This is a genomic window from Flavobacterium sp. (assembly GCF_039595935.1).
Classification (GTDB): domain Bacteria; phylum Bacteroidota; class Bacteroidia; order Flavobacteriales; family Flavobacteriaceae; genus Flavobacterium.
In genome coordinates, this window is sequence record NZ_JBCNKR010000004.1 from 524973 (window position 1) to 548477 (window position 23505).

26 protein-coding genes are annotated in these 23505 nt (G+C 34.4%); 13 read left to right on the forward strand and 13 right to left on the reverse strand.

Going from position 1 to position 23505, the window contains the following annotated elements:
• Positions 1 to 62 precede the first annotated feature (62 nt).
• The gene (locus tag ABDW27_RS02450) at positions 63 to 827 is read right to left on the reverse strand and encodes an SDR family oxidoreductase (protein ID WP_343694469.1); all 765 of its coding nucleotides are present in this window, start codon (positions 825 to 827) and stop codon (positions 63 to 65) included.
• A 408-nt stretch (positions 828 to 1235) separates the two neighbouring features.
• On the opposite strand from ABDW27_RS02450, the gene ABDW27_RS02455 reads away from it, so the two are divergent.
• On the forward strand, positions 1236 to 2294 hold the full coding sequence (locus tag ABDW27_RS02455; protein ID WP_343694470.1) for a Gfo/Idh/MocA family oxidoreductase: 1059 nt from the start codon (positions 1236 to 1238) through the stop codon (positions 2292 to 2294).
• A 147-nt stretch (positions 2295 to 2441) separates the two neighbouring features.
• Complete coding sequence (gene fucP, locus ABDW27_RS02460) at positions 2442 to 3743, forward strand: L-fucose:H+ symporter permease (RefSeq protein ID WP_343694471.1); 1302 nt, start codon at positions 2442 to 2444, stop codon at positions 3741 to 3743.
• A gap of 103 nt (positions 3744 to 3846) precedes the next feature.
• Here fucP and ABDW27_RS02465 read toward each other — a convergent pair whose 3' ends face one another.
• From ABDW27_RS02465 to ABDW27_RS02480, 4 genes are all read right to left on the reverse strand, one after another.
• Entirely contained in the window at positions 3847 to 4320 is a 474-nt protein-coding gene (locus ABDW27_RS02465) for a hypothetical protein (RefSeq protein WP_343694472.1), read from the reverse strand.
• 306 nt (positions 4321 to 4626) lie between these two features.
• Positions 4627 to 6033 carry an efflux transporter outer membrane subunit gene (locus ABDW27_RS02470; protein WP_343694473.1) on the reverse strand — a complete coding sequence of 469 codons (1407 nt, stop codon included), beginning with the start codon at positions 6031 to 6033 and terminating at the stop codon, positions 4627 to 4629.
• Positions 6034 to 6052: 19 nt separating this feature from the next.
• The gene (locus ABDW27_RS02475) at positions 6053 to 9220 is read right to left on the reverse strand and encodes an efflux RND transporter permease subunit (protein ID WP_343694474.1); all 3168 of its coding nucleotides are present in this window, start codon (positions 9218 to 9220) and stop codon (positions 6053 to 6055) included.
• A 6-nt stretch (positions 9221 to 9226) separates the two neighbouring features.
• Positions 9227 to 10381, reverse strand: coding sequence for an efflux RND transporter periplasmic adaptor subunit (locus tag ABDW27_RS02480; RefSeq protein ID WP_343694475.1), 1155 nt, complete (start codon positions 10379 to 10381; stop codon positions 9227 to 9229).
• A 267-nt stretch (positions 10382 to 10648) separates the two neighbouring features.
• On the opposite strand from ABDW27_RS02480, the gene ABDW27_RS02485 reads away from it, so the two are divergent.
• The 5 genes from ABDW27_RS02485 (at position 10649) to ABDW27_RS02505 (ending at position 15395) form a co-directional block, all read left to right on the forward strand.
• Entirely contained in the window at positions 10649 to 11689 is a 1041-nt protein-coding gene (locus ABDW27_RS02485; protein WP_343694476.1) for a histidine kinase, read from the forward strand.
• Positions 11689 to 12423 carry a LytTR family DNA-binding domain-containing protein gene (locus tag ABDW27_RS02490; protein ID WP_343694477.1) on the forward strand — a complete coding sequence of 245 codons (735 nt, stop codon included), beginning with the start codon at positions 11689 to 11691 and terminating at the stop codon, positions 12421 to 12423. The genes ABDW27_RS02485 and ABDW27_RS02490 overlap by 1 nt, the downstream gene beginning before the upstream one ends.
• A 19-nt stretch (positions 12424 to 12442) precedes the next feature.
• The gene (locus tag ABDW27_RS02495) at positions 12443 to 12736 is read left to right on the forward strand and encodes a DUF3861 domain-containing protein (protein WP_343694478.1); all 294 of its coding nucleotides are present in this window, start codon (positions 12443 to 12445) and stop codon (positions 12734 to 12736) included.
• A 112-nt stretch (positions 12737 to 12848) separates the two neighbouring features.
• A complete protein-coding gene (locus ABDW27_RS02500) occupies positions 12849 to 13847 on the forward strand; it encodes a pesticidal protein Cry7Aa (RefSeq protein WP_343694479.1) in 999 nt (332 codons plus the stop codon).
• Positions 13848 to 13982: 135 nt separating this feature from the next.
• Positions 13983 to 15395 carry a PLP-dependent aminotransferase family protein gene (locus ABDW27_RS02505; RefSeq protein WP_343694480.1) on the forward strand — a complete coding sequence of 471 codons (1413 nt, stop codon included), beginning with the start codon at positions 13983 to 13985 and terminating at the stop codon, positions 15393 to 15395.
• Here the strand turns inward: ABDW27_RS02505 and ABDW27_RS02510 are convergent.
• The 3 genes from ABDW27_RS02510 to ABDW27_RS02520 all read right to left on the reverse strand — a co-directional run bounded on the left by ABDW27_RS02510 (position 15390) and on the right by ABDW27_RS02520 (position 16661).
• Positions 15390 to 15995, reverse strand: a complete 606-nt coding sequence (locus ABDW27_RS02510) for a MarR family winged helix-turn-helix transcriptional regulator (RefSeq protein ID WP_343694481.1) — start codon at positions 15993 to 15995, stop codon at positions 15390 to 15392. The genes ABDW27_RS02505 and ABDW27_RS02510 overlap by 6 nt on opposite strands.
• A 73-nt stretch (positions 15996 to 16068) precedes the next feature.
• Positions 16069 to 16332: a DUF2024 family protein gene (locus ABDW27_RS02515; RefSeq protein ID WP_343694482.1), complete on the reverse strand. Its 264-nt coding sequence runs from the start codon at positions 16330 to 16332 to the stop codon at positions 16069 to 16071.
• A gap of 101 nt (positions 16333 to 16433) precedes the next feature.
• Positions 16434 to 16661, reverse strand: a complete 228-nt coding sequence (locus ABDW27_RS02520) for a thioredoxin family protein (protein WP_343694483.1) — start codon at positions 16659 to 16661, stop codon at positions 16434 to 16436.
• Positions 16662 to 16844: 183 nt separating this feature from the next.
• Between ABDW27_RS02520 and ABDW27_RS02525 the strand changes: the two genes are divergently transcribed.
• Both ABDW27_RS02525 and ABDW27_RS02530 read left to right on the forward strand, forming a co-directional pair.
• Positions 16845 to 17576 (forward strand): YggS family pyridoxal phosphate-dependent enzyme, encoded by a 732-nt coding sequence (locus tag ABDW27_RS02525; RefSeq protein WP_343694484.1) that lies wholly within the window; start codon positions 16845 to 16847, stop codon positions 17574 to 17576.
• A gap of 31 nt (positions 17577 to 17607) precedes the next feature.
• Positions 17608 to 18336 carry an ATP-binding protein gene (locus ABDW27_RS02530; RefSeq protein WP_343694485.1) on the forward strand — a complete coding sequence of 243 codons (729 nt, stop codon included), beginning with the start codon at positions 17608 to 17610 and terminating at the stop codon, positions 18334 to 18336.
• Positions 18337 to 18386: 50 nt separating this feature from the next.
• Here the strand turns inward: ABDW27_RS02530 and ABDW27_RS02535 are convergent, their stop codons facing one another.
• From ABDW27_RS02535 to ABDW27_RS02550, 4 genes are all read right to left on the reverse strand, one after another.
• Complete coding sequence (locus tag ABDW27_RS02535) at positions 18387 to 19001, reverse strand: thioredoxin family protein (RefSeq protein WP_343694486.1); 615 nt, start codon at positions 18999 to 19001, stop codon at positions 18387 to 18389.
• 3 nt (positions 19002 to 19004) lie between these two features.
• On the reverse strand, positions 19005 to 19481 hold the full coding sequence (locus ABDW27_RS02540; RefSeq protein WP_343694487.1) for a TlpA disulfide reductase family protein: 477 nt from the start codon (positions 19479 to 19481) through the stop codon (positions 19005 to 19007).
• Between the two features lie 139 nt (positions 19482 to 19620).
• Positions 19621 to 20019 carry a hypothetical protein gene (locus ABDW27_RS02545; RefSeq protein WP_343694488.1) on the reverse strand — a complete coding sequence of 133 codons (399 nt, stop codon included), beginning with the start codon at positions 20017 to 20019 and terminating at the stop codon, positions 19621 to 19623.
• Between the two features lie 37 nt (positions 20020 to 20056).
• Positions 20057 to 20374: a helix-turn-helix domain-containing protein gene (locus tag ABDW27_RS02550; protein WP_343694489.1), complete on the reverse strand. Its 318-nt coding sequence runs from the start codon at positions 20372 to 20374 to the stop codon at positions 20057 to 20059.
• 160 nt (positions 20375 to 20534) lie between these two features.
• On the opposite strand from ABDW27_RS02550, the gene ABDW27_RS02555 reads away from it, so the two are divergent.
• From ABDW27_RS02555 to ABDW27_RS02570, 4 genes are all read left to right on the forward strand, one after another.
• A complete protein-coding gene (locus tag ABDW27_RS02555) occupies positions 20535 to 21452 on the forward strand; it encodes a DsbA family protein (protein ID WP_343694490.1) in 918 nt (305 codons plus the stop codon).
• Positions 21453 to 21709: 257 nt separating this feature from the next.
• Positions 21710 to 22198, forward strand: a complete 489-nt coding sequence (locus ABDW27_RS02560; RefSeq protein WP_343694491.1) for a hypothetical protein — start codon at positions 21710 to 21712, stop codon at positions 22196 to 22198.
• 26 nt (positions 22199 to 22224) lie between these two features.
• Positions 22225 to 22626, forward strand: coding sequence for a hypothetical protein (locus ABDW27_RS02565; protein ID WP_343694492.1), 402 nt, complete (start codon positions 22225 to 22227; stop codon positions 22624 to 22626).
• 29 nt (positions 22627 to 22655) lie between these two features.
• Positions 22656 to 22877, forward strand: coding sequence for a PrgI family protein (locus tag ABDW27_RS02570; protein ID WP_343694493.1), 222 nt, complete (start codon positions 22656 to 22658; stop codon positions 22875 to 22877).
• 130 nt (positions 22878 to 23007) lie between these two features.
• Here the strand turns inward: ABDW27_RS02570 and ABDW27_RS02575 are convergent, their stop codons facing one another.
• A complete protein-coding gene (locus ABDW27_RS02575) occupies positions 23008 to 23388 on the reverse strand; it encodes an STAS/SEC14 domain-containing protein (RefSeq protein ID WP_053471925.1) in 381 nt (126 codons plus the stop codon).
• Positions 23389 to 23505 lie beyond the last annotated feature (117 nt).

A 23505-nucleotide genomic window follows, 5' to 3' on the forward strand; every position in this document is an offset into this window, starting at 1 on the left:
TGCTAAGATTCTGAGGTTCTAAGGCTTTTTTCTTAGAACCTTAGTCCCTCAGAACCTTTCAATTAATTATTCAATTTTATAAATCCTCCATCGATTGGGTAATCACATCCCGTAATGAATCCGGCTTCTTCGCTGCATAAGTATAAAGCAAGAGCAGCGATTTCGTCTGGTTTTCCCATTCTGCCGATTGGTTGTGATTTTGAAAGTTTATCAAACATTTCTTCTTCTTTTCCAGCGTAATTTTTAGAAATAAATCCGTCCACAAAAGGCGTATGAACTCTTGCAGGAGAAATAGAATTACATCTGATATTTTCGCTTAAATAATCTCTGGCCACAGATAAAGTCATGGCCATTACAGCTCCTTTTGCTGTTGAATAAGCAAAACGATCAGAGATTCCAACCCAAGCTGCAATTGACGCCATATTTAAAATTACACCGCCATTTGAAAGTCGGAATTGTGGAATTGCGGCAAATAAACAATTGTAAACCCCTTTTACGTTTACGTCCATTACACGGTCAAAATCAGCTTCAGAAGTTGTATCAACTTTTCCAACATTCGCAATTCCGGCATTATTAATCAATATATGAATGTTTCCAATTTTTTCGAAAGTAGCTTTAACATCAACCTGACTGGAAACATTACATGCATACGAAAAAACTTTTCCGCCTGCATTTTTAATTTCATCGACAGCATCTTTTGCACTTTCGATAGATAAATCAATGATATGAACTTCTGCCCCCTGCTTTGCAAATAGTGCTGCAATGGCTCTTCCTATTCCGCTTCCTCCTCCGGTTACAACCGCTTTTTTATTTTGTAGTGAAAACATTTTTATTAGTTTTTAGATATTTTAGAAATTAGTTTAAAGGCTTAAAAGTATATTTTATTTTATAAATGTAAAAACCACAATTACAAATGTAATCGATTAAATGAATATTTGCATTTTATTTTTAAACTAATCTCTTAAAATGATTATTTTTTAATTATTTATAACATTTTTTATTCTACCTGTAAAAAAACAAACCAACTTTAAAAGTATTATCAAAAAAATCAATGTAAAAAGCTACATTTTCTTGCTCAATTCAATCTTATTTCTAATTTTGTAATTGTAAAAATTACATTTATTATTTCTGCTCTTGAATTTGCCTTATATGATTCAATGTAGAACCGAATTAAACTTCAATAAAAGTTTGAATTGACTCAACTTTAAAAAAGATAAAACTAAAATATCTAACTAATGAATATTTCATATAAACCGTCACTTCCTGAAACAAAACAACCTATTATAATAATTGGTGCCAGCGGAATTGTAAAAGATGCACATCTACCCGCTTATAAAATGGCGGGTTTTGATGTTTTTGGAATTACCAACCGAACTATTGCAAAAGCACACGATTTAGCGAAACAATTTAACATTCCGAATGTTTTTGAAAATGTTGCCGATGCTGTGAAAAATGCGCCTTCAAATACTGTCTACGACATTACGGTTCTGCCTGAACAATATGTCGAGATTTTAGAACAGCTTCCGAATGGTGCGGCTGTTTTGATTCAGAAACCAATGGGAAATGATTTAGCAGAAGCCAAAGAAATCGTAGAAGTCTGTGAAAGAAAAAACTTGGTCGCAGCCATCAATTTTCAGCTTCGTTTTTCGCCTTTTGTAAGTGCAGCGAGATTTTTAATTGATGAGGGAATAATTGGTGATTTGTATGATTTTGAATTTAAAGTTACTGTAAATACACCTTGGGAATTATTTCCGTTGATTAAGGAACATCCCCGATTGGAAATTCTTTTTCATAGTGTTCACTATATCGATTGCATCAGGTCGTTTTTAGGAAATCCGAAAAGTGTGATGGCAAAAACGGCTAAACATCCTCTTAAAAAATTATCCTCCAGCCGATCGACTATTATTTTGGATTATGGCGAAGATAAACACGTTGTAATTAATACAAATCACGATCATCATTTTGGTCCAAATCACGAAGAAAGCTACATTAAATGGGAAGGGACAAAAGGTGCCATTAAAGCCAAAATGGGTTTATTAATGAATTATCCCGACGGTCTGCCCGATGTTTTTGAATATGCTGTTGAAAATGAAAACGGTCAATACGAATGGAAAAAAATCGCTCTTGAAGGCTCTTGGTTTCCAGAAGCTTTCATCGGCACTATGTCAAATTTAATGCGCTTTAAAGAAGGCTCAGATTCGAAACTTCTGACGAGTGTACAAGATGTTTTGGACACAATGAAAGTAGTCGAAGCCTGCTATGTTAGTAATACTAATGGAGGGATTTTAATTTAAGATGCTGAGGCGCTAAGGTTCTAAGATACTAAGGTTTTATACTTTGAAGATAATCAAGTGTTACCTCTAGAAAAAACTTAGAACCTTAGAATCTAAGCATCTTAGAACCTTTAAAAAAAACTATCAACCTAATAAAAAAAATAACCAATGCAAGTAACATCCCAAACCGGCGACCAGCATGAGGTATCATTAGATACTGGAAAAAGCACCAATTATACCATGCCATTTATTTTAATTACCAGTTTGTTTTTCCTTTGGGGAATGGCACACAATCTGGATTCTATTTTAATTCCGCATTTAAAAAAGGCGTGTGAATTAAACAACCGCCAATCGACATTGATCGATACTTCTGTATTTTTTGCTTATTTTATAATGGCAATTCCAGCCGGAATGCTTATTAAGCGATTTGGTTACAAAAACAGTATCATTACCGGATTATTGGTTTTTGCAGCGGGGGCATTTCTTTTTGTACCGGCAGCAAATTCCAAAACATACGAATTATTTCTGTTTTCTTTATTTATAATTGGCTGTGGTTTAACAATTCTGGAAACCAGTGCAAATCCATATGCAGCGATTTTAGGTACGCCTGAATTGTCTACAAAAAGATTGAATTTAGCTGCTTCTTTTAATGGTTTGGCTACTATGGTTGCTCCCATTGTAGGATCGTTGTTTATTCTTTCCGGTACAAATCATACACCGGAGCAATTAGCAGCAATGCCCGAAGCTGAAAAAACTGCTTACTTAATGGGTGAAGCAGCTTCTGTAAAAGTACCTTATATCGTTTTAGGTTCTGTTTTGGTTTTGGTGGCAATACTTTTCTATTTTATGCATCTGCCTTCGATGAAACCAAAACATACTGAAGCTGAAATAAAACCCGGATTCTTTTCTGTTTTAAAATTTCGTCATTTAAGCTGGGCTGTTGTGGCGCAATTCTTTTACGTAGGTGCGCAGGTTTGCATTACGAGTTTCTTTATCAGAATTGCACAGCAAGGCGCAGGTTTAGATGAAAAAACGGCTGCATATTATCTTGGTGTTTATGGTTTCTTATTTATGGCGGGACGTTTTATTGGTACTTTCTTTCTTAAATATGTAAAAGATTATGTACTGCTTTCTATCTATTGCATTGCTAGTATTTTACTTTGTCTAGTAGCTATTTACGGAACCGGAATTGTGGTTATTTATGCTCTTGGAGGAATTGGATTTTTTATGTCGATTATGTTTCCAACTATTTTCTCATTGGGAATAAACGGCTTAAAATCGAACACTGAAACGGGTTCTTCATGGCTGGTAATGTCAATCGTAGGTGGTGCAATTCTTCCATACGGAATGGGAACTTTAATTGATATGAAACATGATGATATTCAGTCGGGATATATTATTCCGTTAGTTTGTTTTGTGATTATTCTTTCTTTTGGAATGTATGGACACAGGAGAATTGTTAATGGTTAATGGTTAATGGTTGATTTCAGTTATAACTCATAACTTATAACTTATAACTCATAACTAAAAAAACGCCTCAGAAATGAGGCGTTTTTTAGTCATGTTTAGTTAATTAATGGTGATCATCGTGGCCATGACCATTTCCTTTTTTAGAGTTATTTTTGTGTTTGTCATCGTGCTTATCATGTCCTTTAGGTTTGTTTTTTACCGGTTTTTCTCCTCTGTTTTTTTGAGGTTTTCCGTGATATCCTTTAGGATAATTAGCTCTGTGTTTTGTATGATACGTATAGGGAGCGTCTCCTCTATAATCGGTTAAAACCACTTTATAACCTCCATATAAATCATAATTTCTATATCTCGAAGGAAGTCTTTTTTCGCGAATCCATTTTCCGCTGTTGTCATAAATAAACACGCTTTGGTTTACATCATAATATACATCGATATCTGGCAGGTAATAATATCTGCTGTCATCATAACCCTGTGGTCCCCAGCTTGGAGGTGTTCCAATATTTACATTGATTGACACTTGCGCTTTGGCAAAAAATACACTCATGAAGAGTACTGAGGCGAATATTAATTTTTTCATGTCTTTAAGATTTAAATATTAATTTTAGTAGATATAAATCTAAATTAATGCCAAAATCTTTATTTATGGAATTCATTATACGAAAACATAGAAAAAATCGACGAAAAGCACTTTTTAAACGACATACATCTTAAATAAAAAACGCCCCATTTCTGAGGCGTTTTCGTCATGTTTACATTTAATTATAAGGCGTGTACTAATATTTTTAACCAATCAAAAATATACTCTTTTTTTTTACAATGAATCATCTTTTAGACCAAAGTCATGTTTCAGACGACCAGCGTAAATTATTGAACGTAAAACATTTTATTTCCAGCCTCCGCCTAAAGCTCGGTATAAATTAACAACAGCTTGTAATTTTTGCAGATTATCGTTAATGCCGCTTAATTGTGCTGCTAAAAGGTTTTGTTCAGAAGTTAATACGTCTGTATAATTTGTTGCCGAACTATATTCTAAAAGCTGCTGTGTAAAATCGACTGCTTTTTCAAGCGCTTCAATTTGTTTTTGTCTTGAATCTTCTTTTTCAACAGCCATTTGGTACGAATACAAAGCATTAGAAACTTCCTGACCCGCTGTTAAAAGGCTCTGCTGAAAGTTATTATAAGCCTGCAATTGCTGTGACTGCGCTGTTGTTAATCGTAATTTGTTTCTTCCTTGATTAAAAATTGGCTGCGTTAATCCTCCAATAATTGAATAAAAAATAGAATTACTGAAAAAATCTTTCAATTCTAAATTCGAAAAACCGCCGCTTGCCGTAAGGGTTAAACTTGGATAAAAATACGTTTTAGCCAAATTAGTAGATTCAAATGCAACTCTGAAATTAAATTCAGCCTGGCGAACATCCGGACGATTTTCTAATAACTGCGAAGGTACTCCAATGGCTATATTTTCAGGAATAACCTGCGTTCCTAATTCGCCTCTGTCAATTGGTCCGGGACCTTGTCCTAATAAAATATTCAAAGCATTTTCTGTTTCGCGAATGCTTTGTTTTAAATCCGGAATCAAAACTTCTGCCGCATGCTGATTGGCTTCACTTTGTACAACCGCTGCACCTGTTACAATTGCGCCTTCTTTTAAAGCCTTAATTGTTTCAACATTTTTAATACGGCTTTCCAAGGTTTTTTGAGTGATTTGTAACGATTTATCATAAGCCAGCAATGCAAAATAATTATTGGCAATATCCGAAATCAATTGTGTTTGAATAGCTTGTTTAGCAGCATCAGTTGCCAAATATGAAGCTAAAGCTGCTCTTTTAGAACTGCTGAGTTTTCCCCAGATATCTGCTTCCCACGAAGTACTTAAACCTAATTTATAAGTAGTCGTTAAGGTATTGATGTTGATTCCCGCAGGAAAGTTAAGTCCAGCTTCTGATTGTTTCGTATGTGTTGCACTGGCATCCAGCTGTAAAGTTGGGTAATACGCTAATTTACTTTGGCGAAGTGAAGCTTGCGCTTGTATAATATTTTCAATGGCATTTTTCAAATTAAGATTATTTTGTAATCCTTTCTGAATTAATGCATTTAGCTTTTCATCTTTAAAAACACTCTGCCAGGGCATATCAGCAATCGTAGTCGTATCGGCAGAAGCCTGATCGCGATACAGCTGATCTGTTTTTAAGGTTGTGGGACGTTCGTATTTTTTGGTAACGGAGCACGCACTCAAAAGTACGGCCGTCATTACCAGTAAAATATATTTATTTGAACTATTAGTCATCTCTGTCTTAAATTAAAATTTACTCTTTGTGAGCTTCTATTAACTGAATTTCATCATCATCGTCTTCGTCATCATAACCATCTTTTGCCGGACCGCTGATTTTTTCCTGTAAATTCTGGAAGATGATAAACAGAATCGGAATTACAAATACTCCTAAAATAGTTCCGATTAACATACCTCCTACAGCTCCTGTACCAATCGATTTGTTACCAACTGCACCGGCTCCAGACGCGAACATCAGCGGAACCAATCCCAGAATAAAAGCAAACGAAGTCATCAAAATTGGTCGTAAACGTGCTACTGCTCCTTCAATTGCAGCTTGTACAACCGGCAGCCCTTTTCGTCTTCTGTCCAAAGCAAATTCGACAATCAAAATACCGTTCTTCGCCAAAAGTCCGATAAGCATAATTAGAGAAATCTGCAGATAAATATTACTGTTCAGTTTGAAAATAATCGAGAATAAATACGCTCCGGCTAATCCAAACGGAATTGATAATAATACTGCGAATGGCAAAATATAACTTTCGTACTGCGCACTTAACAAGAAATAAACGAATACCAAACACAAGATAAAAATGAAAATTGTCTCACTTCCCGATGCTAATTCCTCACGTGTTAAACCTGAAAATTCATAGCCATAACCAGCAGGTAGATTTTCTGCCGCCACTTCCTGAATCGCTTTAATAGCATCTCCTGAACTATAACCCGGTTTTGGTGCTCCTGTAATCGAAATTGACGTAAATAAGTTAAATCTCGAAATAGATTCTGGTCCAAAAACTCTTGTCATTTTTACAAACTCTGTAATCGGTGCCATATTTCCTGCGCTATTACGAACGAAAATTTTGTTCAATCCTTCAGTATTTGCTCTAAACTCCGGAGAAGCCTGAACCATAACACGATATTGTTTTCCAAATTTGTTGAAATTTGATGCGTACAATCCGCCGTAATATCCCTGCATCGTTGATAAAATCGTATTTACAGAAACTCCTGCATCTTTCGCTTTCGCTAAATTAATATCCATCATATACTGAGGGAATCCGGGATTAAACGGCGTTGTCGCGTATTGAATTTCCGGACGTTCTGCCAGTTTTGCAAGGAATTCATTATTTACTTTATAGAATTCAGCAGTTGTATGTCCACCTTTATCCTGCAATTGGAATTCGAATCCACCACTTTGCCCAAATCCCTGAATGGTTGGAGGTGAAATAAAGAAAATACTTGCTTCGCGAATGCCGCTAGTTTTAGCAAAAAGCTGGCCTATTACATCATCAACACTTAAATCACGTTCATCCCAAGGTTTTAATTTTACAATAACCATACTATATGCACTTCCCGCACCTGCTGTAAAGTTTTGTCCAACGATACGAAGTGTATTTTTAACTCCCGGAATGGTTTTCGCAATACTGTCTACTCGTTTTGCAATTATATCAGAACGCTCCATAGAAGCTGATGGCGGTAAACTTATATTGGCAAAAACAGTTCCCTGATCTTCCGCAGGTACGAAAGCTGAAGGCGTTGTTTTCATCATATAAACTAAAGCTGTTCCAGCAATTATGATTGAAGCTAAAGCAATCCATTTTTTTACAGAAAGAAACTTAACCGAACGTTTGTACCTTTCAGTTACATTATCAAATGCAACGTTAAATGATGTGTAAAAACGCTGTAAATAACTTTTATGTTTATGATCGTCTGCATGTGGTTTCAATAAAAGGGCACATAAAGCCGGACTCAATGTCAAGGCGTTTACTGCCGAAAGAATAATCGCAACAGCGAGTGTAATTCCAAATTGCTTGTAGAAAACCCCAGTCGAACCGTTAATAAATGTTACTGGAATAAATACCGCGGCCATTACCAAAGTAATCGAAATAATCGCTCCCGAAATTTCATCCATGGCATGAATTGTGGCTTTCTTGGCCGATTTATATCCGTGATCGAGTTTAGCGTGAACGGCCTCAACAACTACAATCGCATCATCGACCACAATACCAATGGCGAGTACCATTGCAAAAAGCGTCAATAAGTTAATCGTAAACCCAAATAAACTCAGAAAGAAAAATGTTCCCACAATCGCAACCGGAACCGCAATAGCCGGAATTAAAGTAGATCTAAAATCCTGAAGAAAAATAAATACTACGATGAAAACTAAGATAAAAGCTTCGATCAAAGTATGAATTACTTTTTCAATTGAGGCATCTAAGTTTTCGTTAACGTCAACCAGAATCGTATATTTTACTCCTTTTGGAAAACTTTTTGCAGCTTCTTCAACCAGTTTTTTAGAATTGATAATTACATCACGTGCATTTGATCCCGGAGTCTGGCTAATAGCCATAGCTGCAGATTCTACACCGTTTGTTTTAATGGTTGAAGCATAACTTAAAGATCCTAACTCAACTTTAGCCACATCTTTAAGGCGGAGCATCTGCCCGTTTCCAACTGATTTTATAACAATATTTTCAAATTCCTGAGCGCTTGTTAAACGTCCTTTATATTTAATTACATATTGAAATGCCTGATTTCCGTTTTCACCAAATTTACCCGGCGCTGCTTCGATATTCTGCTCTGCCAAAGCAGCCGAAATATCACTCGGAATCAGTTTGTATTGCTGCATAACGTCCGGTTTCAGCCAGATTCTCATCGAATAATCTTTGGCACCAAAAACGGTTACATCTCCTACCCCAACTACACGCTGAATTTGCGGTACAAGGTTAATCTTCGCATAATTTTGAAGAAATGTCTGATCGTAGGCTTTATCTTCACTATATAAAGAGAAAATCAATAAGTTACTACTTTGGCTTTTCGTAACTGTAACCCCGGCCTGAGTTACCTCTACCGGTAGTAAACTTGTTGCTCTCGAAACCCTGTTCTGAACGTTTACGGCTGCTAAATCAGGATTTGTCCCTACTTTAAAGAAAATTTTGATTGAAGCATTTCCGTCATTGGTTGCTGTAGAAGTCATGTAAGTCATGTTTTCTACACCGTTGATTTGTTCTTCAAGCGGAATTACGATACTTTTAAGTACCACATCCGCATTGGCTCCCGTATAACTTGCCGAAACGTTTACCGTTGGCGGCGCAATATCCGGATATTGAGAAATCGGTAACTCAATTAGGCCTAAAACACCTAAAATAACGATAATAACAGATATTACCGTTGAGAGTACAGGTCTTTGTATAAATTTTTTAAACATTGGCTTTTATTTTAAATCGGCGTATATAGTTTCTGCATTTTGATTTTTAGCCTTAATCTCACTTCCTTCTTTTAAAGAAGCAACACCTTCTAATACTATTTCATCTCCAGCATTTAAACCGCTTGTTACCACATAAAAATTATTAGTAGTATTTTCAAGTACTGTGATGTTAACATTTTTCGTTTTGCCGTCTTTCCCTATAACTACAGCAAAAATTTTATCCTGAAGTTCGAATGTGGCACTTTGAGGAATAATTATTCCGTCTTTAACTTCTTTTGGAATACGAACTGTAGTACTGCTTCCGCTTCTGATAATTCCTTTTGAATTTGGGAAACGGGCTCTCACATTTACCGTACCGGTTTCAGTGTTAATTAATCCATTTACGGTTTCGATATGCCCTTTTTCGTCATACGTTGTACCATCAGAAAGTACCAAAGAAACTGCCGGCATACTCTTAACTTTTTGGTTTAATGAAGCTCCAGCATCTTTTGTAAAATTCAAAAGTGCTTTTTCATTTAAAGCAAAATAAGCATATACATTACCTATACTCGAAACGGTTGTTAAAGGTTCGGCTGTATTCGAACTTACCAAACTTCCTAAACGAAACGGAATCGATCCCACAACTCCGCTAACCGGACTTGTAACGGTTGTATAACCCAAATTAGTTTTAGCATTTACCAAAGCTGCATTTGCCTGAGCTAGAGAAGCTAAAGCAGATTCATAAGTATATTGTGCCGATTCTAAATCGTATTTGCTGATAATTCCTTTTTCAACCAAAGGTTTTACTTTATTCACTGCCAGTTTTGCTGAACTTACATCTGCCTGTGCACTTTTAATGCTTGCTGTTGCTGTTCTTACTTGCTGCTCGTATTCCGGAGCGCTGATTTTAAATAAAGGCTGTCCGGCTTTTACAACCGCTCCTTCATCTACAAAAATTTTATCGATATATCCTTCGACTCTTGGTCGGATTTCTATGTTTTGCTGTCCCTGAATACTCGCCGGATAATCGCTGTTTAAAGTAGCCGATTCTGGCTGTAAAGTCAGTGTTTTATATTCTTTAACCTGCGGTGCACCTCCGGCCTGAGCCGATTTATCATTTTTACCGCAAGATGCGATAATAACTGATGCTGCGAGAATGCTTAAAAATGATTGCTTATTCATTTGAAATAATATGTAATTATCGATTATATGCAGACAAAAGAAATAAAATATCGCAAGCAAAAATTTTCAAATAGACGAAGACCAAAAGAGAATCGACAAATATAATCTCAGACACGATGGGCTTTATATAAAAATTAAACAAGTGTTTAATTACTAACTCATCGGCTCTAAAATGGTTTTTAGGGAGTGTAAATCTATTTTTAGCGATTGCTTCAAAATTACATGCAAATAAACTGTAATATTGCCTTTTAAAAACTACAAAAATCAATGGCATCTTACTTAAACAGACCTTATTTATTTACCGGACTGCACATTTTAAGCTGGTTATTATTAGGCTTTATTATGCTGTTTTACATACCAATAACATGGAACGTCGTGCTTCCGGGCGTGTTCTGGCTTTGGCAGATGATTATTTTGTTTCTGCTTATTATTATTTTTTATTCTAATGCTAAAATTATAGTTCCAAAAACCATTTTTAAAGACAATACTTCTCCGTTTTTAATGTGGGTATTTATAATCGCTTTTGTGATGCAGCTTATTGCGTATTTCTATACTTCGCAAACTGATCTTCATACAAAAGTCAGCTTGGTTTTAGGATTTAAAAAATATCGAAATCCGTATTTTGACAATTATGTTTTAATGCTCACTTTACTGGTTTTAGGAATCAGTACGAGCTGGGCGATGTTACAATATTGGCAGAAAGCCGCACAGCACAAACAGAAACTGGAACAGGATAAAACCGTTGCAGAATTAGCAATGCTAAAGGCGCAGATTAATCCGCATTTTTTCTTTAATTCTTTAAACAGTATTTATTCTTTAACGTATACCGATATTGAAGATTCAAGAAATGCACTTCATACGCTGAGCAGAATGATGCGTTATTTACTTTACAGCACAGAAGAAACAACCTTGCTGAAAGAGGCCGAATTTATGAGAGATTTTATCGCTTTGATGAAACTTCGTGCCAATAAAAAACTGACCATTACAACTGATATTCCAGAAAAAATACACGATTATCCAATTGTTCCGATGTTATTACTACCTTTAGTAGAAAATGCTTTTAAACACGGAATTCACGCTACAGACAAAAGCGAAATTCATATTAAACTGAGACAAGACGGAAGCAATCTCGAATTTGAAGTTGAAAATACCTATTTCGAAAAAACATCAAATACAGATGAAGGCGGCATTGGATTAACAAATACCAAACGCAGACTGCATTTAATTTATCCGAATAAACATTCGCTAAAAGCCGGAATTGCCGAAAATGGAATGTACAATGTAAAACTGCAAATAAACTTAGAATAATGACACAATTAAGATGTATAGCAGTAGACGATGAACCTCTCGCATTAAAACTGGTCGAAACCTTTATTGAGCAGACGCCTTTTTTACAGCTCACGGCAAGCTGCGACAATGCGGTTGAAGCTATGAGTTTAATTAGGGAAAAACAGCCTGATTTGGTTTTTCTGGATATCAATATGCCCAATTTAACCGGAATGGAACTTGCAAGGCTTTTGCAGGAACAGCCGGGACAGGTTCCAAAAATTGTTTTTACGACCGCTTACAATCATTATGCAATTGAAGGTTATAAGGTTAATGCCGTAGATTATCTTTTAAAACCTTTTAGCTACGAAGAGTTTTTGCGTGCTGCCAATAAAGTAATGCAGTTAACAGAAGAAGCTTCAAACAACAACCATCATTCTGTTAGTGCAGACGATGAATTTATCTTTTTAAAAGTAGAATATCAATGGGTTAGAATTTCTTTTAAAGATATTTTATACATAGAAAGTTTAAAAGATTATGTAAAAGTTCATTTAGATGATTCGCAAAAGGCACTTCTTTCTTTGATTTCTTTAAAAGCGCTTGAAGAAAAAATGCCGTCATCAAAATTTATGAGAATACACCGCTCGTTTATTGTTTCGCTGGAAAAAATAAATGCCATTACCAAGAACTCTATTTTTATAGGAAAAACAGAAATTACGGTTGGCGAACAATATAAAGAAACGTTTAAAACCATTGTGGACAAATGGTTAAAGTAGAATTGAAAATTTTAGTATCATGCAAAAAAGATCCAACAAATATTATTTAACCCTAAGTTTAAAAGAATACGCAAACGGCGACACCCAGCCAGCAAAAGAACTGGGAATTGAATTTGATAATCACGACGAAATTTTTGGAATTATCCAGAGAATAAAAGACAAAAACATATTTGAAAATGCATCTGAAGCTACACAATTTGCCATAGGCTTAAAATTGTTCAGCGAGATCAAACTTAAACACCGAAATAATCCTTTATTTGAGGAGTTAAACGAAGTTTTTCCTATCTTCATGAAAAAACTAAAAAGCTTGTAATTCTTTACAGGCTTTTTTTATTTTAATTATGAAAGAAAATCAAAATGTTATGTAAATGAGGTGATTATCGATTTCATTAATTTTATAAGAATGATCTAAAAAAAATTGCCTTATGATACATAAACATGGACTAATTATCACTAAAACGGAATTGGATTTTGAATTTGAAGGCGTTCTAAATCCGGCCGTTATTGCCGAAGACGGAAAAATTCATATTTTTTACAGAGCCGTTGCTTTAGGAAATCATTCTACAATTGGTTATTGCAGGCTTTCTGATCCGTTAACTATCGAAGAGCGATACCAATATCCAGTTATAGTTCCCGAAACTCCCAATGAAAAATACGGAGTTGAAGATCCCAGAATTGTAAAAATAGACGATCTGTATTATCTCTCTTACTGCGGTTATGACGGCGAAAATGCATTTGGATGTGTGGCTACTTCATCTGATCTAAAAACTTTCACGAAACACGGTATTGTCGTTCCGCAATTATCTGGTGATGAATTGCGTTCGCTTATAAAAAATCAGCAGGATTTAAATATAAAATACTTTCAGCCAAGTACCGGAAGTAGTTATGTTTGGGACAAAAATGTTGTTTTCTTTCCAAGAAAAATAAACGGAAAACTTCATTTTCTGCATAGAATTCGTCCCGGAATTCAGATTGCTTCAGTTCATCATCTTGCAGAATTAAATTCGGATTATTGGAAAAATTATATGCTCGATTTTAAAAATCATATTGTACTCGATCCAAAATTCACACACGAATTGAGTTATCTCGGAAATGGTGCTCCTCCAATAGAAACTGAACATGGCTGGCTTTTAATTTATCATGGCGTTCACGACACTATAAACGGTTATATGTATGTGGCTTGTGCAGCGCTTCTGGATATTGACGATCCAACAAAAGAAATCGCCAGACTGCCTTATCCTTTATTTATTCCGGATCAGCCTTGGGAATTAAAAGGTTATGTCAATTATGTTTGTTTTCCAACCGGAACAGTTTTAGACGACGAAGAACTTTATATTTATTACGGTGCCGCCGATGAAGGAATTGCCTGTGCTTCGATTAATATAAACATTCTTTTGACAGAACTTCTGGCTAATAAGGTTTAGTTTTCAGTCAAATCAGATAGTTATAAATATCAATTTACAACTTTTTACATCTAACTTTTTACTTTTTACTTAGCATAAATATTGTAAAATTGGACTATCAAATTATTTTCTTTTAAATAAAACAAGATAGTCCAGATGTTACGACCTTGGCAGTTCGAAATTCAGCTAGATAAAAATTGCGATAAACCTCTTTATCTGCAAATTGCCGATGCTATTATTCAGGCAGTTAAATCCGGTAAATTATCCAGTGGAAATGCTTTGCCCGGAAGCAGACAACTGGCAGGTTTATTTCAGGTAAACCGAAATACGGTAATCGAAGCACTCGATGTTTTAATTGCTGAAGGCTGGCTGATTACAATTGATCGAAAAGGAACTTTTGTGGCGGATGTTTCGCCGGAAATGTTTACTGATAAGAAAAACGAACCGCAGACAAACACTATTTCAAAAGAAATAAAACCACATCTTATTTTTGATGACGGGCTTCCGGACAGCAGTCTTGCTCCTATGAATGATCTCGCACGTGCTTACAGAGAAATCTTCAACAGAAAATCCCGCAGGCAAATTATGGGTTACAGCTCAGAACTTGGTGATATTGAATTTAGAAAAGCTATTGTTCAAATGCTGAATTTTAAAAGAGGTATGAATGTTTCTCCTGACCAAATCTGCATTACACGCGGAAGCCAGATGGCGATGTATTTAGCCGCGCATTGCCTGCTTTCTAAAGATGATTTTATTATGATTGAAAATCCGGGTTATAAACCAGCCTGGGAAGCTTTTGAAAATGCGGGAGCAAAATTACTCCCGATAAATGTAAAATCGGATGGTTTAGATTTGGGCGAAGTCGAATCTTATCTGAAAAAACATTCGAATATAAAAGCAATTTACGTAACGCCTCACCACCAGTTTCCTACTACGGTTACTATGAGTTTAAAGAAAAGATTGAAACTTATTGAACTTTCCAATCAATACGGATTTACGATTATTGAAGATGATTACGATAACGAATTCCACTTTGGACAAAGACCTATTTTACCTATTTCGAGTTACAGTAAGGCCAAAAACTTTGTTTACATTGGTACTTTGAGCAAAATTGTGGCTCCGGCTTTGCGTATAGGTTATTTAGCAACTTCTATTGAAAATATAGAGAAAATTGCCCGACACAGAAAAATAATCGACGTTCAGGGCGACAACATTATGGAAGAAGCTATTTTGAATCTTATTAACGAAGGAAAAATAAAACGACACCTCAAAAAAACGAGTCTTATTTATAAGGCTAAAAGAGATTATTTTGAAAGTCTCTGCAAACTCTATCTTAAAGATAAAATCATGTTGACAAAACCAGAAGGCGGTCTGGCATTTTGGATTGTTCCAAAAAATGAAATTGATCTTCAAAAAGTTTGTAATGAATTACTAAAAAAAGGAATTCAGATTATGAGTCCTGAGAAATTTAGTTTTGAAAATCCGGTTTCAGGACTGCGTTTAGGTTATGCTTCATTAAATGAAAAACAAATGGAAGAAGGCATTTTGGCACTTTCAAAATATTTATAAACGGGCAGGTTTATGATCCTGACAATCCAGTCTAATATCGCTGTTTTCAAGTTTTACAGCTAATAATTTACAATGATTATTTCCGTTTTGCTGTACAAAATAACCGCAATTATGGCAAGTGCTCTGAACATTTATAACATGTAAATCATGCAGCTGCTGAATTAGTGAGCTAACAGTATTCCACAAAATAGTTTTCTCATTTTGAGATTTAACCGATATTAAATCAAACAGCGGATCTGTAAAATCTTCAATCAACAAAACCATTTCCAATCCTTTTGTTGTCAACTCCATTGTATAACTTCTGGAATCGGCAGTATTTACAGTTTTTGAAATATATTTTTTTTGTTCCAAAATTTTAATCGTATCGCTAATCGTGGCTTTGGTTAAATTAAATTCTTTTGCCATATAACTTACGGTTGCTCTGTTTTTGGTGTGATGCTTTATAAAAATCAAAAGCTGAATCTGTATCGGACTCAAATCATATTTTTTAGCCTTTTCCCATAACAAAACCCTGAAAACTTGTGATAAGCGTTCAAAACCTGCCGTGATTTTTCCGTCCAGATTATTATTCTGTGTTTCTAAATCGAATATGTTTTTCATGATTCAAATAAATAAAATAGACTGAAAGTCCCCACACTTTCAGCCTATCGAATTAATAATTCTATGCGAAAAATTAATAACAATTTTCCATTTCAATAATCGAAAATCCGTTTTTAAGAATTTGATTTTCAATATCAGCCGGAGCTTTATCAATATGACAAAATCTACATTCTTTAGAAGTCAAAGGCTGACCTTCCTGCAAAACTGTTTTAAGATCTTCTTTTCCGTATTCAAAAACCTGATTAGCGTCGACTGTATTTTCATCGACCAAAATATCAAAATGCATTATTTTACCGTCTTTTCGGGTTACATAAGTATCCCATACTGCTACTTTCATTTTTATTATTATTAGTTTATTGTTTTTAGTTTATTGTTTTCTCTGATGATTCAACTTTGTCAAAGTTTAAAACTTTGACAAAGTTTGAATTCTACATACATTTACCCAATCACTTCTTCCATAGAAGCACCAAAATTAATGTGCAATACATTTCCGTTTGGAGTTACTAAAGCCGGAACCGATTTTAAACCAGCCTTTTGCGCTTCAGCAATTCGGGATCTGTCTTCTCCAAGATGTACTACTTCAACATCTTTTACTAAATTTAAAATGTCATGTTCTGCGCTTACGCAAACTGGACAACCTGCGTGATAAAAAATTGATTTGCTCATCTTGATTTGATTTTAATTTGACTTCATTGCCGAGACAAAATTAGGCAGGATACCTAACCATCAACTGATCCAGTTTTGTCTTTTTAGGGCATTTTCTGGTCTGTTTGTATTCTATATCTGGACTACTTTAGATATAAAAAACTGGATCTTTTACACGTTCCAAATCAGCAATATCTTTGTAATATGAAAGAGGATATTATTTTTAATTTAAAACAGGTTCACGATCGTATCGAACAAGCTTGTAAAAATTCAGGCAGAGAAGTTTCTGATGTTCAGTTATTATTAGCAACCAAAACAGTTCCTGCCGGCAGCATACGAATTGCAATTGAAGCCGGAGAAACGCTTATAGGCGAAAATAAAATGCAGGAATTTCGGGATAAGGATTCAGAATTAAAAGATTTGAATATCGAAAGGCATTTTATTGGCCATCTGCAGACCAATAAAGTCAAAGATGTTTTAAAATATGTGAGCTGCATTCAATCTTTAGACCGATTAAGTCTGGCAGAAGAACTGCACAAACAGCTTCAAAAAGAAAACCGGACTATTGATGTTTTTATTCAGGTTAATACTTCTTTTGAAGAAAGTAAATTTGGCCTTTCTCCAACTAAAGTTATTCCGTTTATTAAAGAAATCAGGAAATATGATACTTTAAAAATCAAAGGGTTAATGACAATTGGTTTGTTAGATGTTGAGAAAGAAAAAATGCGTCCGTCGCTTCAATTACTTCGAAAAGTTAGAGATGAAATTTACGACGCTAAAATTGAAAATTTAACTGATTTAAAACTATCAATGGGAATGTCTCAGGATTTAGAACTGGCTATAGCCGAAGGTTCTAATATTGTTAGAATAGGAACTTCAATTTTTGGAAACCGTTTTTTAGGCAAAGAAATCTGGAATGAAAATATTGCAGAATAAAACTTAATTTTGCAAAGCAAATAAATCTCAAATGAATCTGTACGAACTGGTTGTTAATGATACTGAAAAAATTGCGCTGGATGATCTGCTTTTCAGCGAAGAAAATAAAACGGCTCTGATTCAGACCATAAAAGAGCACAAATACATTGAGGAATTAAAAAAGTACAATCTTAAAGTTGATAATAAAATTCTGCTTCACGGACATTCGGGCTGCGGGAAAACTACAACAGCAAAAGCGATTGCAACGGCTTTAAATAAATGTATTGTTATTATCAATCTCAGCACTTTAATCAATGCCAAAATTGGCGAAACTTCTAAAAATATAAAAACCATTTTTGACAAGGCGATTCGCGAAAAAGCAGTTTTATTTCTGGATGAATTTGATCAAATCGGAAAAAGCCGCGAAAGCGATGATAAAGATGTTGCCGAAATGCGACGCCTGGTAAATACTATTATTCAGTTAATTGATTATTTCCCAACGGATAGTTTATTGATTTGCGCTACCAATTTTTACAACAGTATAGACACCGCTTTACTGAGAAGATTTCAAATTAAATTAAAATTTGAAATGCCCGACGAAATACAATTAAATATGTATTACGATAAACTGCTGGCTGAATTTCCTGTTCATTTACAAGATATGCCTCGTAAATATGATATTTCGTATGCTGAGGCGAAAGATTACATTTATACCACGATGAAAAGACAAATCATTGCCGAATTAGAGTTTAACGAACAGAAAATAAATGCCGATATATAAATAAAAAACGCCTCATTATGAGGCGTTTTTAACAAATTAAATTCTGGTAATTAAGCTTTCGCTTTTCTTTTTACGGTACAGCCAATTTCTTTAGTCTGCGTTATGGCTGGTTTTTGACCTCTTTGTAATGATGCGATTACATCTTCGGCATATTTTACTTTATCCGCTTTAGTTCCTTCCGGATCGTTATCGATTGCTCCAACATATTCTACTACGTTTCCTTTTGCAGATTTAGAAACGATGAAAACATGCGGTGTACGTTTTGCTCCGTATTCGTCTGTAATTTTTTGTCCTGCATCAAATAAATATGGGAAAGGGTAACTTTTTTCTTTTGCCAAATCCTGCATTTTATTAAAAGTATCCGCCGTAGAAGCTTCTGGATCATTTGGATTAATGGCAATTACAGGATATCCCTGCGGTCTGAATTTTTTATCTAAATCGATAATTCTCTGCTCATAACCGACAGCGTAAGGACACGTATTGCAGGTAAAAACAACAATATATCCTTTGGCATTTGGAAAACTTCCAAAAGAAACTTCTTTATTGTCTACATTTTTCAATTTAAAATCCGGTGCAGTATCTCCGGCTTTAAGAGTTGCGCCTGATTGTGCCTGAGATAAAAAGGCAGAAAATGCCAGCATCAGTAATAAGATTATTTTTTTCATGGTTTACAGTTTTTTATATTCAGTTAATAATTGTTCATAGGTAAATTCGCTTTCGACAAACTTTCGTTTATCGTCTTTTATAAAAAGCGTTGCGGGAATACTTCCTGACCAGTTTGGATCGATTCGGTCGATAAATTCCTGCGGACTGCTTTCGTTTAAAAGAAATACTTCGTTTTTCAGGTTTTTTCTTTTTACAAACGGAACTACATTAGAAGTCAGTTTTGACTTAAAATCAAGACTTACCAATAAAACAGCCAGTTTCTCTGATTTATGTTCAGCACTAAGTTTTTCAAAATGAGGTAATTCTTTTATGCATGGTGCGCACCAGGTTGCCCAAAAATTAACTACATAAGTACTGTCTTTTCCATTTTTGATTCTTTCATTAAGCTGATTAATATTTAACAGCTTTACATTCTGACTGTAAGCCGAAAACGAGAAAAAACCAAATAGAAATAAATAGAAAAAAGGCTTAATTTTCATAAGGTACAACGCTTTAGGATTAGTTTGTGCCTTACAAATATAAAGGAATGAAATCTTACTTTTTGTTAATGAAAGTTTAATGGTTTATTTTTAGGTGCAAAGATGCAGAGTAACAAAGGTACAGAGGTTTTATAGCTTCCTACTTCAGAATCTGTATGTTTAGGTTGTTTACAAACAGCAGAGGCTGCATGGTGTTCATGTTTATTAAAGATAAAATTCCGCTTTTATTTTCGTTTACTGCATTTATTTTAAAACAAAATTCATCTCCGTCTTTGTCCATTAAGGTTATAAATTCAGCATCATCATCTGAATTATTCTGGCAGCTGTGTGAAATTGTATATCGATACATTACTTTAAAAGCATCATTGTTATAATTATATACTTTTCCGTCTGGATTAAATACCCATTTTATACTTCGGTTAGCATCAGAATACCAGGCACCAATAATTTTTTTTGATGAAGGTTCTTCAGTCTGGTTTTGTGCAAAAACTGCCGGTGCTTTTATTAATAAAAGTAAAATTAAAAGTAGCTTTTTCATATTTTTAATTTTAAAATTAGATTTATAAATTTTAATCTTATTTCTCAGAGAAAAACTCCAATTGCCTGAAAACAGGAATCAAAGATTTTCCTTTTTCAGATAGAGTATATTCAATGTGAAGTGGTTTTAACTTAATGACATTTTTATCTAAAAGTTTAAAATCTTCCAGTTCGCGAAGTGCCACAGAAACAGATTGTTTATTAGAACCTTTTAAATCTCGTAAAAGTCCGTTGAAGCGAATTGGGCCTTCAACAGCCAATAAAAAAATTTGAGGTTTCCATTTGCCCGAAAGCAGTTTTAAAAGTCCTTCTGCCGGACATTCATTTTCTTTTTCTGATTGGTTTTCGGTAGTCATGTTTTTTAGACTAATTGACTTGTGATTAATTACAAACGAACTTTGTGTAAAAGTATAAATTTTAACCTAAAGCGTAAACTAAAACAGTTATATGAAAATACTATTACTGTTGTTAACCCTGATTTTCAGTACATGCTGTCGATCACAAACAAATTCTAAAATGAACGAAAATAAAACAAATCCGTTATTGTGCGATCCTGTAAGCGGAACATGCGAAATGCCTTTCCGCGAAAAATCAAATGAAAAAATTTCTATAGCTGCTAAAAACAAACCTTTGAAAATTATTTATTATACAGATCCTATTTGTTCTTCCTGCTGGGGAATTGAGCCTCAATTAAGAAAATTAAAACTGGAATATGGTGAGTATTTCGAAATTGATTATCGTATGGGCGGTTTACTGCCAGACTGGAGTTATAACAGCGGCGGAATTAGTAAACCATCTGACGTTGCACATCATTGGGATGAAGCTAGTTTATATTATGAAATGCCAATTGATGGAAATGTCTGGCTTGAAGATCCGCTGGATTCTTCTTATCCTTCATGTATTGCTATGAAAGCGGCTCAAATTCAGAACAAAGAAAAAGCGATACTATTTATGCGCATTCTTCGTGAGAAATTATATCTGGAAAAGAAAAACATTGCAAAATGGGAAAACATTGCCGAGGCGGCAAAACTGGCAAATCTCAATATTGAGAAATTAAAAACTGATTATGAAGGTGATGCTAAAAAATTGTTTCAGGATGATTTGAGTCTTGCTAAAAAACTTGGCGTAAGAGGTTTTCCGACTTTCTTTTTTTCTGATGAAAACAATAATCAATTAACCGTTTATGGTTCTAAACCTTATTCGAATTATGAAAATGCTTTACTGGCTTTGTATCCCGAAGCTAAAAAGAAACCATTTTTAAACGAAAATACATTATCCATTTTTCAAATTTATCCAACATTGACAACAAAGGAATATGCTGTTATTCATAATATTTCCGTTGATGATGCAAAAATTATTTTGGAAGAATTGTTCGGTCAGGGAAAATTAAAAAAAGTGACGATAAAAAATGGTTCTATCTATTATGTTCAATAGAAAAAATATTATTTAAGATTTGTACTGCAGAGACATTTGATTGACTTATTTTCTGGCTGTTTTCCACGCAATCATGCAATTTTCACATTATAAGTAACTGTTAATTATAGAACTATAATTTATTTTCCTGTAAGATATTCCGACTGTCTGGATATTAAATTTGTAAAACAAATAAATTATAAGCCATAAAAATATTTAAAAGCCAAAAGAAACGAATCGACAGAAAGTAATTATTAATCTATCTAAAGAACAACGTTATGGAAAAGCAAAGCAACTTCGAATATGGACACACAGACCCTGATTTTATAGATCAAAATACGCTTGTAGACGGAACGTATTCTAATGAAGATCAATACAAAAAGGATTTAAAGAAAGAAAATAATCAGGAATTTGGCGAAAGCGATCCTGACTATAACGAACAAAACACGCTGGTTGATAATGACAATTACGCCAGAGATGAAGATCCGTATCAATATCAGGAAGAATTTATTGAGGACTTGAAACATCCTGAACAGGATTTCGAAAAAAACACGAATGTGAGATCAGAGAATATTCCGAATGAGGAAAGAATTATCAACGAAGATGATGCCATTACAAATGATGGCGAAAAAGATGATTTTGATGAAGATTATGACCCTCAACTGGATTATGAAAATGATCTTGAAAAAGACGGTGATCTTGATAATGATGAGGAATTAGATGATTTTGACGCCGAACATTATCCTGAAAATCATCCGAGAGAATAATTAAAAAGTTCAAACAAAATTAGTTTATGACTATAGCAACTCAAATTATCTGGCTTTTTGTATTAGCAGTTCCAATAGCCTGTATAAGCTGGACTGTTACGCATGAAGAGATTTTTAGAGAACCTCACGAATGGTGTGTAAAACGTTCACAAAATGACAGATATATTTTGTCAAGAAAGTTCTTTTATCTGCTTACTTGTGAATATTGCTTTAGTCATTATGTCACAATTGCTTTTTTGATTTTTACAGATTATAAACTTTTGTTAAACGACTGGCGCGGTTATATTTTGGCCGGATTTTCGCTGGTGTTTATGGCGAATGTTTACATGAGTCTTTTTGCTCTTTTAAGACAGGCAATAAAGAAAGAAAAAGTAGAGATTGAAAAAATCGAAAACGAAACTGATAATGAAAAAACGATCAACAAATAAAAATACGTTTAACTAAATAAATAACAATCATGGAAAATTTACAATTCATAGACCCACTTTTGCACGGAATCAAGCCTCTCGAAAACAGTACTAATAATCTTTCTGTAAAACAACTGACTATGGCCGGAATTGGCTCTCTTTTAGTTGGTGCCGTTTTAAAGAGAACAGGACATAATAAAGCTGCCGCTGTTGTTGGAGGGCTTGCACTGCCTTTATTATCAGCAGCCGTTTATAAAAAACTAGCAAAGTAATTAAAAGTAACGTTTGCTAATTGCGAAAATGCCCGTTATGGTTTTAAACCTAACGGGCATTTTCTATTAATGTCATGTTTTATAATTTACAATTGATAATTTACAATTGATAATTGATAATTTATAATTGTTAATTGGCGGGAAGGTTAATATTTCCTTCTACCCAATTCAAAGCTTTATTAAATGCTTCTTTTTTGAAACCGTGAAATTCTCCCGGAACGACATAACTAAATCCATTTGTAAAAGAAATAATATCTTCAGAATCAGTTACTATGGCGGCTCTGTTCCATTTTCCTAAATGTTTCAATCCTAAAAGTGCATCTTGCAGCCATGCGCCGGCGGTAAAGTTTTTAATATCAGTATCCAGAACCAATAAAAAATTGATTTCGTTAGTTTGTTTTACCAGATGCTCAACAGCCGGAACTACAGCGGTTAAAAAGTCTTCTTTTGTTACTTCTGCCAATGCTCTAAAGGCAACAATATTATCGGTAGTGTCAATTTGATGTATCATGATTTTTTACACTTTTTGAGTTATTTAAATAGATTGTTTCATTTTGATGTAGAATATCAAATGTTACTCAAATTTACTGATTTTATGATAGTTAAATCTTACATTTTTCTTAAATGT